The 559-nt window shown below is 41.7% G+C and carries 1 protein-coding gene; it reads left to right on the forward strand.

Annotated features, from left to right (window positions below):
• Positions 1 to 93: 93 nt before the first annotated feature.
• A partial coding sequence (locus R7O13_RS29685) for a DUF2238 domain-containing protein (RefSeq protein WP_318305568.1) occupies positions 94 to 559 on the forward strand: 466 nt, incomplete at its 3' end.

Here is a 559-nt window from a genome sequence, read left to right on the forward strand (position 1 = left end):
TAATCATTGTTAACGCATTACAAACAGAGATATAAACGGTTTAACTCGATGCTTGTACGCTCTAAAAAATCAATTGAAGGATCAACTAACCCTATGAAAAGCACTTCTACACTATTGGGATTGACGATTTTTTACGCCATCGTTTTTTTATTTTCAGCATTAGAACCTAGCTCGCGTGCTGTCTGGTTTGCTGAAATCATTCCGGCGATTGGTATTCTCATTGCTATTTGGGCGATTTCGATTCGCTACCAGTTCAGCAACACCGCTTACCTTTTGATGTTTATTTGGTTGTGCCTACACACCATTGGCGCGAAATACACCTTCGCTGAAGTGCCGTTTGATTGGTTCAATAACCTAATTGGATCAGAGAGAAACAATTTTGATCGCGTAGCCCACTTTGCGATTGGTTTATATGCCTACCCGATCGCTGAGTATTTGATTCGCAACAAAAAATTCAACCCAACTTTTTCATGCTGGTTTGCGTTGTTTGCCATTATGTCTTTGGCTGCAGGCTACGAAATCATTGAGTGGTGGTATGCCGAACTGGCTGGTGGCGATG

The sequence above is a fragment of the Vibrio sp. Y176 genome (genome assembly GCF_033438945.1).